Annotated in this window: 10 protein-coding genes and 1 tRNA gene; 10 read left to right on the forward strand and 1 reads right to left on the reverse strand. The window is 38.8% G+C overall.

Translation table 11 applies throughout. The features are described 5' to 3' along the window. From Q0F90_RS04995 to Q0F90_RS05040, 10 genes are all read left to right on the forward strand, one after another. Positions 1 to 174: fumarate hydratase (locus Q0F90_RS04995; RefSeq protein WP_367113410.1), on the forward strand; the 174-nt coding region annotated here is incomplete at its 5' end. Then, positions 174 to 785 (forward strand): L(+)-tartrate dehydratase subunit beta, encoded by a 612-nt coding sequence (gene ttdB / locus Q0F90_RS05000; protein WP_296003922.1) that lies wholly within the window; start codon positions 174 to 176, stop codon positions 783 to 785. The genes Q0F90_RS04995 and ttdB, both read left to right, overlap by 1 nt. A 103-nt stretch (positions 786 to 888) precedes the next feature. After that, positions 889 to 2,157 (forward strand): SLC13 family permease, encoded by a 1,269-nt coding sequence (locus Q0F90_RS05005; protein WP_296003923.1) that lies wholly within the window; start codon positions 889 to 891, stop codon positions 2,155 to 2,157. Positions 2,158 to 2,449: 292 nt separating this feature from the next. Beyond that, a complete protein-coding gene (locus Q0F90_RS05010) occupies positions 2,450 to 4,120 on the forward strand; it encodes a formate--tetrahydrofolate ligase (RefSeq protein WP_296003925.1) in 1,671 nt (556 codons plus the stop codon). A 152-nt stretch (positions 4,121 to 4,272) separates the two neighbouring features. Continuing rightward, the gene (locus Q0F90_RS05015; protein ID WP_296003927.1) at positions 4,273 to 4,890 is read left to right on the forward strand and encodes a cyclodeaminase/cyclohydrolase family protein; all 618 of its coding nucleotides are present in this window, start codon (positions 4,273 to 4,275) and stop codon (positions 4,888 to 4,890) included. A gap of 223 nt (positions 4,891 to 5,113) precedes the next feature. Then, entirely contained in the window at positions 5,114 to 6,442 is a 1,329-nt protein-coding gene (locus tag Q0F90_RS05020) for a nucleobase:cation symporter-2 family protein (RefSeq protein WP_296003929.1), read from the forward strand. 221 nt (positions 6,443 to 6,663) lie between these two features. Further along, positions 6,664 to 7,104, forward strand: coding sequence for an MOSC domain-containing protein (locus Q0F90_RS05025; RefSeq protein WP_009351261.1), 441 nt, complete (start codon positions 6,664 to 6,666; stop codon positions 7,102 to 7,104). A gap of 26 nt (positions 7,105 to 7,130) precedes the next feature. Next, on the forward strand, positions 7,131 to 8,096 hold the full coding sequence (moaA, locus tag Q0F90_RS05030) for a GTP 3',8-cyclase MoaA (protein WP_296003931.1): 966 nt from the start codon (positions 7,131 to 7,133) through the stop codon (positions 8,094 to 8,096). A gap of 1 nt (position 8,097) precedes the next feature. Continuing rightward, positions 8,098 to 8,400: a hypothetical protein gene (locus tag Q0F90_RS05035; protein ID WP_296003933.1), complete on the forward strand. Its 303-nt coding sequence runs from the start codon at positions 8,098 to 8,100 to the stop codon at positions 8,398 to 8,400. 74 nt (positions 8,401 to 8,474) lie between these two features. Next, positions 8,475 to 8,550, forward strand: a tRNA-Lys gene (locus Q0F90_RS05040). Positions 8,551 to 8,602: 52 nt separating this feature from the next. Here the strand turns inward: Q0F90_RS05040 and Q0F90_RS05045 are convergent. Then, a complete protein-coding gene (locus Q0F90_RS05045) occupies positions 8,603 to 8,989 on the reverse strand; it encodes a helix-turn-helix transcriptional regulator (RefSeq protein ID WP_296003936.1) in 387 nt (128 codons plus the stop codon). Positions 8,990 to 9,101 lie beyond the last annotated feature (112 nt).

The following is a 9,101-nucleotide window of genomic DNA, read 5'->3' on the forward strand; positions in this document are numbered from 1 at the left end:
GGTATGGGCGGTGACAAATCTGTAATGGGCGTAAATATCGAACATGGTTCTCGTCATCCATCTGTAATTTCTGTAGCTGTAAATGTGGGCTGCTGGAATCATCGTCGTGGACATATGGTATTCGACAAAGACGGTAAGTACGAAATTCTATCTCACAAAGGAGTGACATTCTAATGGCTAAACATATTTTGACAACACCAATTCAAGCGTCTGATTTAGAAGGTATTAAAGCAGGGGATATTATTTATTTAAATGGTCATATCACAACATGCCGTGATGTTGCTCATCGTCGTCTTGTTGAATATGGTCGTGAATTACCTGTAGATGTTCGCAATGGTGCTATCTTGCATGCAGGCCCAATCGTACGTGATCATGGTGACGATAAATTTGAAATGATTTCTGTCGGTCCTACAACTTCTATGCGTATGGAAAAATTTGAGTATGAATTTGTAAAACAAACTGGTGTACGCCTTATCGTTGGTAAAGGCGGTATGGGTCCTGAAACAGCACGTGCTTGTAAAGACTTTGGTGCACTTCACTGCGTATTCCCTGCAGGTAATGCGGTGCTTGCCGCAACAGAGGTAGAGGAAATCGAATCTGCTAACTGGCGTGAACTCGGTATGCCTGAAACCTTGTGGACTTGCCGTGTCAAAGAATTCGGTCCACTTATCGTATCCATCGATGCAGAAGGCAATAACTACTTTGAAAATAAAAAAGTAGAATACAATGAGAAAAAAGAAGAAGTGTTAGAAGAAATCTACAAACACGTAAGCTTCATTAAATAATCGAATTGTGAGATTCAACTTAATAGGGGGATTATACGGATTTTGTACAATCCTCCTTTTTTGTACCCTTTTTTAGGTATATTACACGTATAGGGAGGTATATATGGATACGAGTGTAATGATAACCCTTGGCTTCTTGGTGTTTGCTATCGTCATGTTTGCGTGGGAAAAAATTCCATTGTCTATTACGGCAATGGTCGTAGCTGTAGGCTTACATTTAAGTGGGGTTTTATCTGCTAAGGAAGCATTTGCTGGCTTTGTAGATCCAAACGTCTTACTGTTTATGGGCATGTTTGTCATTGGTGAAGCCTTCTTTGCAACGGGTGTAGCCGTAGGTGTAGGTAATGTAGTTCATAAGTTTGCTAAAACTGAAACATCTTTACTCGTTGCAGTTATGATGATTACAGGCACTTTATCTGGTTTCTTATCTAATACTGGTACAGCTGCTGTACTGATTCCTGTAATTATCGGTATTTGTAAAAAAAGTGGTTTTAAACAAACTAAATTGTTGATGCCTCTCGTATTTGCAGCGGCTATGGGTGGTAATATCTCTCTTATCGGCGCTCCTGGCAATATGATTGCGCAAGCGGGATTACAACAAGCCGGCTTAGGCTCTTTTGGCTTCTTTGATTATGGTTTAGTAGGTTTGCCGATTCTAATCGTTGGTACTATTTTCTATGCTACAATTGGCAAACGTTTCTTACCAGATGCTCCAAGTCATCAACCAGATGGTGCTTTTGAAGGTAATGATGACTATAGTCATGTGCCATCTTGGAAGAAATGGACTGCTGCGATCATATTGATTTTGACAGTTGTTGCTATGATTTTTGAAAAACAATTGGGCGTAAAACTCTATGTAAGTGCGTGGATTGGTGCGCTTCTGTTAGTAGCTACTAATGTTATTAGCGAAACGGCAGCTGTTAGATCTATCGATATGAAAACAATTATGCTCTTTGCTGGTTCCATGGCTCTCGGTGATGCAATGGTAAAAACTGGTACTGGTAGTGTGATTGCTGACATTATCGTTAATAGTCTTGGCGCGAGTCCATCTCCAATCGTTGTATTAGTAGTAATCTTTGTGCTTGGTGTGTTTATGACAAACTTTATGTCTAACACAGCTACTTGTGCGTTATTAGTTCCTATCGGGCTTAGCCTTGCGTCTCAACTTGGCTTCGATCCTAAAGCTGTTCTTGCAGCTATCGTAATTGCAAGTTCCTTGGCATATGCTACACCAATTGGTATGCCTGCCAACACTATGGTATACAACATAGCTGGTTATAGCTTCATGGATTATGTGAAAGCTGGTTTACCTCTTATTGTGGTATCTAGTATCGTGGCACTTATATTATTGCCAATTCTATTCCCGTTCTAAGTTGTTTTAAGATAATAATTGCCTAGCGTATGAATGTATGCGCTAGGCTCTTTTTATATATTTAGTTATATCCTAAATAGGAGTAATATATTAGATGAAGTACTAAAATTGTTAGACATAACTATTAGACATAAGATGTACTTTCATATATAATAGATTACTGTAGCTGTACAAATATACATCTACAGTAGACATTTAATATTGGATAATTGGACATTAGATATTAAATATTAGATAGCAAGTTTATAGTTGTTATATAGTTTTGAGATGGCCATAGTGCCGAGGAGGCTTTATGTTAAGCGATATTGAGATTGCCCAACAGAATAAAATGGAAAAGATTCAGGTTATTGCCGATAAATGCGGTTTAACACCTGATGATATTGAACAATATGGTCATTATAAAGCGAAGATTTCCTTTGATGCCATTCGCCGTTTAGAAGCTAAGCCCGATGGTAAATTGGTGTTAGTTACGGCCATTACACCGACACCAGCAGGGGAAGGTAAGTCTACAACGAGCATTGGTCTCGTGCAAGGCTTACAAAAAATTGGCAAAAATGCGATTGCTACATTGCGTGAACCATCCTTGGGCCCTGTATTTGGGATTAAGGGTGGTGCCGCAGGTGGCGGTTATGCTCAAGTAGTACCAATGGATGATATCAACCTTCACTTCACAGGTGATATGCATGCCATTACAGCAGCAAATAACTTGTTGTCCGCTATGATCGATAACCATATCCATCAAGGTAATGAGTTGCAAATCGATTTGCGTCAATTATCCTGGACTCGTGTTCTAGATATGAACGACCGTGCTCTTCGTAACGTAACGGTTGCTCTTGGTGGTAAAGTATGTGGTTTCCCTCGCGAAGATCACTTCATGATTACTGTTGCTTCTGAAATCATGGCTATTCTTTGCTTAGCTAAAGATTTAGAAGATTTAAAAGAACGTTTTGGTCGCATTGTAATCGGTTGTAATTTAGCAGGTGAGCCTGTTTATGTTCATCAACTTGGTTGCCAAGGTGCGATGGCGCTTCTTATGAAAGATGCTATCAAACCAAATCTCGTACAAACCTTAGAACATACACCAGCTATCGTTCATGGTGGTCCGTTTGCGAATATCGCGCATGGTTGTAACTCCATCGTAGCTACAAAACTGGGCCTTAAATTAGGTGATATCGTAGTTACAGAGGCTGGCTTTGGTGCTGACTTGGGTGCTGAAAAGTTCCTCGACATTAAATGTCGTTACGGCAATATTTTCCCTGATACAATCGTTATCGTAGCTACATTGCGGGCTCTTAAAATGCATGGTGGTGTACCAAAACAAGAGCTTAATACAGAAAATGTTGAAGCTGTTACTAAAGGTTTCAGCAACTTGCAAAAAGCAATCGAAAACATGCGTTACTTTAACGTACCTGTACTAGTAGCCATCAATAAATTTGCTACCGATACAGATGCGGAAATCGCTGAATTAACTCGTCTCTGCGATGAATTTGGCGTACCTGTAGAACTTAATGAATGTTGGGAAAAGGGCGGCGAAGGCGGCACTGATATGGCTAAAAAGGTCGTAGAACTGCTTGAAGGTCCTAAACCAACACCTAAATTTGTATATAATCTAGAAGATAGCTTAGAAGATAAAGTTAATAAAATCGTTAAAACTATTTACGGTGGCGATGGCGTTATCTTTACTGATAAAGCTAAAAAACAAATCAAACAATTAACAGATTGGGGGCTAGATCGATTGCCTGTATGTATGGCAAAAACACAATATTCCTTATCTGATAATCCAGCTTTACTTGGTGCACCAAAAGGATTTACTATTACGGTATCCGATATTCGTGTTGCCAATGGTGCCGGCTTTATTGTATGCCGTACTGGTGATGTAATGGTTATGCCTGGCCTTCCTAAACGTCCTGCAGCGCTTAATATGGATATTGAAGCAGACGGTACGATTAAAGGCTTATTTTAATATAAACTTTTTACATTAGATATTTTCTTAGGTACATATTGATAGTGTCTACTCTAACTAGTTGTGTATATTATTTTTATCTGTATATTTTTATAGTAATTACAAAGCGATAACAAGGATATCTTGTTATCGCTTTTACATGAGGTCTTGTTATGAAATTAGTAGAACAACGTGTAATAGATTTTGTAGCGGCTACGGCGTCTAAAGAGCCGACACCAGGTGGTGGTGCTATTGCAGCATTAACTGCCGCAACTGGTGCAGCATTAGCTGAAATGGTGGCGAACTTAACCTTTGGAAAAAAAGGCTATGAAGCGGTTCAGTCTGAAATGGAAGAACTTCAAGGTAAGGCCGAAGCAATCCGTAATCGTATGCTCGAATTGTCCCAAGCTGATGCGGATGTATTTAATATCTTTATGAATGCCTTAGGTTTACCAAAAGCTACTGATGAAGAAAAAGCTACGCGCACTGCGGCGATTCAGCAAGCTTATAAAGACGCGGCTATGGTGCCTTTTGAAATCGGTGAATTAGCGTATCAAATCTTTGATTTAGCGGAAATTGCATCTAAAAAAGGTAATCAAAATCTTATTACAGATGGTATTATTGCGGCCATTAATGCCCGTGCGGCGGTAAAAGCAGCGTTTTTAAATGTGCGTATCAATTTATCTGGCATTAAAGATGAATCCTTTGTGGCAGAGGTGACGGCCAAGATGAATGCTATTGAACAAGATCTTGATATTAAAGAAGCGGCTATTATAGGCTTATACAAATAATAAAAGCTATTACAATATTCTTTTATAATAATCTGTTTATAATACGTCCTTTGTTGTAAACGATGAATTACATATTCCTATAGTTGTTAAAAGTTCGGAAAATAATGTATAGAGAATCTATTATGATATATAAAATAATAGATTCTCTTTTTTATATTGTTAAAATCCGAACGATAGTGTAAAATAAACGGGTAATATTTCGAAGTTTTATGTAGGAGACATTATGACAGATCAAAAACAAATGAATACGGTCGATAGTATGTTGCCCATACCGCAGCTATTTGCCTTTGGTTTACAGCATGTACTTGCCATGTATGCAGGGGCTGTAGCCGTACCGATTATTGTGGCACAGGCTATGAATTTACCTATGGAGGATTTGATTCGCCTTATTACAGCTGACTTGTTTACTTGTGGTATTGCCACATTAATCCAAACATTAGGCATTGGTAATATTGGTGGTCGTATCCCTATGATTCAAGGTGTTACCTTTGCATCTGTCGGTCCTATGGCGATGATCGGGGCACAACACGGAATGACAGCCATTTATGGTGCTATCATAGTGGCAGGTTTATTTACATTCTTAGTAGCTCCATTCTTTAGTCGTCTGATTCGTTTATTCCCACCTGTTGTAACGGGTACTATTATTACTTTAATTGGTATTAATTTAATGCCTGTAGCTATTAACTGGATGGGTGGGGGCGTAGGTAATCCAGAGTTTGGTAGTTTTACAAATATTGGCTTAGGATTCCTTACCTTCTTAATTGTTGTCTTTGTATATAAGTTTGCTAATGGTTTCTTAAGTAACCTGTCCGTGTTGATTGGTTTAATTGCAGGTACTGCTATTGCATTTGCTCTTGGAGTAGCTAATTTTGATGAAGTTGGTCGATCCCAATGGATTGCATTCATAGAGCCTTTCTATTTTGGTATACCAACTTTTGACTGGGCATCTGTACTATCTATGATTATTGTTATGCTCGTTGTTATGGTAGAAACCACAGGAGATAGTATTGCAATCGGTGAAATCGTAGATAAGCCGATCGGTCGTAAAGAATTAGCATCTATTATTCGCGCTGATGGCATTTCTACTGTTATCGGCGGTATTCTTAACAGCTTCCCCTATACAGCATTTGCTCAAAACGTAGGTCTTATTGCTGTAACAGGTGTTAAAAGCCGTTTTGTTGTTGCTGCTTCTGGGGTAATTTTAATCTTATTAGGCTTATTCCCTAAACTAGCTGCTATCGTAGCAAGTATTCCTAATGCAGTGCTAGGTGGTGCTGGTATTGCCATGTTTGGCATGATTGTTGCCAGTGGTATCCGTTCTCTAGGTAAAGTTAGTTTTGAGGGCAACCATAACTTGATGCTTGTAGCCATTAGTATTGGGGTGGCTATGATTCCAATTGCGGCACCAAACTTTTACGCTAATTTCCCTGATTGGGCACAAATTATTTTAAAATCTGGTATTACCTTTGGTAGTATTACAGCGATTTTGCTTAATCTATTATTAAATGGTGTTAACCATGGTGATGAATTCAAGGAAATGGGTCGCCGCTAAATTATAAAAATGAGAACTCTATTCGTTGAGAATAGAGTTCTTTTTTTAGTGATTAAATTCACAGGGAAAATGTAAGAATACTATGTTATAATATATAGATAATTGTAAAAGTATTTTGTGATGCTTTCACCAAAATGAGAATCACAAGTCTATGTTTGCAATTAAATGTTTATATAAAGTTATGTATATATGGTATGTTCCCATAAGAAGGGAAGGGCTACATGGCAGAGGGAAAAATTATTGCTATCTCCATTAGTGAGAAAAAAGGGCAAAAGAAACATAATATTGAATCCGCAAATCTTATCGTAGATCATGGTATGGAAGGTGATGCACATGCAGGCAATTGGCACCGTCAAATCAGCTTGCTTGGCATTGCAAGTATCGATCACATGCGTGCTCAAGGGGCGGACGTAAAGCCTGGTGATTTCGCTGAAAATATCACCGTTGAAGGTATGGTACTGTATGAATTAGCAGTAGGTACACAACTTCAAGTTGGTAAAGACGTTATTCTTGAAATCACACAAATCGGTAAGGAATGTCACCATGGTTGTGAAATCATGAAACAAGTTGGTTCTTGCATTATGCCGACACAAGGCATTTTTGGTAAGGTTCTTAAAAACGGTACTATTCACGTAGGTGATGAAGTATCTATTATTAAATAATTTTGTATTGGTAAACGAGGTGTGTTATGAAGGACGCATGGGGCCGTACAATTGAATATGTACGTCTGTCTTTGACAGATGCGTGTAATTTCTGTTGTCCCTATTGCCGACCAGCAGAAATTACGCCTCAAAGTCAAACACAACTATTATCTGTTGATGAATGGATGACCATCTTAGAGGCATTCCATCGTATTGGTGTGAAAGCTGTGCGCCTCACAGGTGGTGAACCATTGTTATATCCTCATATTGAAGAACTGTTAGGACGTATTAAGGATACGGGCTGGTTTGAAGATATTTCTATGACTACTAATGGTAGTCTATTATCATCTCGTGCTCAACGGTTGAAAAGATTAGGCTTAAATCGCGTGAATATCAGTTTGGACTCTCTTGAGAGTGAAGCCTTTGCTACTTGTGTAGGTAAGGATGGTCAACTTGAGTCCGTTCTCGATGGCATTCGCAGTGCTATTAATGCTAACTTTAAGTCAGTGAAGATCAATACGGTATTATCTCGTCATTGGTCTGATGATGAAGTTAAATCCTTATTACAGTATGTAGAAAAATGGCCTGTTGTATGGCGTTTCATTGAATACATGCCGTTCCAAGGTGATGCGTTCCATGGTCCACCCTTTGATGAGTGGAAGACTCTATTGGAACGGGTGAGTGGAGGCCCTCTTACAGAGGTTCACTCTGTTTATGGCTTTGGTCCTGCTACGTATTTAGCATTGCCAAGTGGTAAGGCAGTAGGCTTTATTTTCTCTATGTCTCATAGTTATTGCGACACATGTAATCGCGTTCGACTCACATCAGATGGTCAAATGCGCTTATGTTTACTGCGTGATGATGAGGCTGATTTAGTGTCTCTTGTGCGGAATGGTGCAACACCGGAGGCGTTAGCTGAGCATATTGAGCGTGCTTTACAAAGAAAACAAGAACGACATGATGGAATGGGAATGGATCAACCAGAACGCCCAATGTGGCGCATCGGAGGGTAGTATGGGCTTTTTTGATTTTCTGAAACCAAGATCAAAAGTAAATATTGAATCATGCTGGCCTGGTGGCAAAATGCTTCAAGTCCATATAGAGTACGATACTGCAAAGGCTGTATTTACCTATTTTGGCCGTTACGGTTTGCAATTTAGTGTACCTAAGACTGACTTAACGAATGTCGTTGTCAAAGAGGTAAGCCGTACTCATAGTGTACTTCAACTATATAGTGGTGAAGACTGCGTAGGAACGAGTGATTTACTCCCTACAGAGGCTTGTAATACCATGAAAGATTGGGTGTTACAATATTAATGCATATGTTTTATAGGAATGTAATAAATATTCTTTACATTCCTATAAAAGAGGCATATAATTAGTCATGTCATGGACCACTAGCTCAGCTGGCAGAGCACCTGACTCTTAATCAGGGTGTCCAGGGTTCGAACCCCTGGTGGTCCACCAAATAAAAAGAACTCACGTTTGTGAGTTCTTTTTTCGTTTTAGGTATTTCATTTTAGGTATTTCGTTTAGACTTTAAAAAATCAATATACTTTAAGGTTTCTGCCATTTCTTCTTCTGAAAGATCTGTAATAGACGTGATGAGATTATTGGCATAGGGACTGCTCTGTAGGGCTTGAGCAAATTGTGCTATCTCTGGATTAGCGTAACAAGGCTTATTTTCGTCATAATGCTCCACAAGGTCCGATTTTGAAACACCAAAGTAGTTGGCCATCATTTCTATTTTATCAATTCTTGGGTAGGTATTGCCTTTAACCCAATCAGTAAAGGTAGTATATTTAAAACCTAAATCGGTACAAATTTTATTTCTGTCTATACCGCGTTTATCCATCAGTCGTTGGATATTTTGGGCCATAATTTCTTTGTTACCTAAATCGCTCATCGTAAAAGTCCCCTACATCTGCATATAAATCAGTTGCTTATTAATACCATCGTACGATAAACCCGTAATTATTACAATAGTTAGCTTATATATTCATTAGTTGACACTAGAC

This window comes from uncultured Veillonella sp. (genome assembly GCF_934190855.1).
Lineage (GTDB): Bacteria > Bacillota > Negativicutes > Veillonellales > Veillonellaceae > Veillonella.

Bases quoted from the DNA above. Each gene is read 5' to 3' on its own strand.
- ttdB (WP_296003922.1), top strand. From the start codon at position 174: ATGGCTAAACATATTTTGACAACACCAATTCAAGCGTCTGATTTAGAA.
- Q0F90_RS05005 (WP_296003923.1), top strand. From the start codon at position 889: ATGGATACGAGTGTAATGATAACCCTTGGCTTCTTGGTGTTTGCTATC.
- Q0F90_RS05010 (WP_296003925.1), top strand. From the start codon at position 2,450: ATGTTAAGCGATATTGAGATTGCCCAACAGAATAAAATGGAAAAGATT.
- Q0F90_RS05015 (WP_296003927.1), top strand. From the start codon at position 4,273: ATGAAATTAGTAGAACAACGTGTAATAGATTTTGTAGCGGCTACGGCG.
- Q0F90_RS05020 (WP_296003929.1), top strand. From the start codon at position 5,114: ATGACAGATCAAAAACAAATGAATACGGTCGATAGTATGTTGCCCATA.
- Q0F90_RS05025 (WP_009351261.1), top strand. From the start codon at position 6,664: ATGGCAGAGGGAAAAATTATTGCTATCTCCATTAGTGAGAAAAAAGGG.
- moaA (WP_296003931.1), top strand. From the start codon at position 7,131: ATGAAGGACGCATGGGGCCGTACAATTGAATATGTACGTCTGTCTTTG.
- Q0F90_RS05035 (WP_296003933.1), top strand. From the start codon at position 8,098: ATGGGCTTTTTTGATTTTCTGAAACCAAGATCAAAAGTAAATATTGAA.
- Q0F90_RS05045 (WP_296003936.1), bottom strand. From the start codon at position 8,989: ATGAGCGATTTAGGTAACAAAGAAATTATGGCCCAAAATATCCAACGA.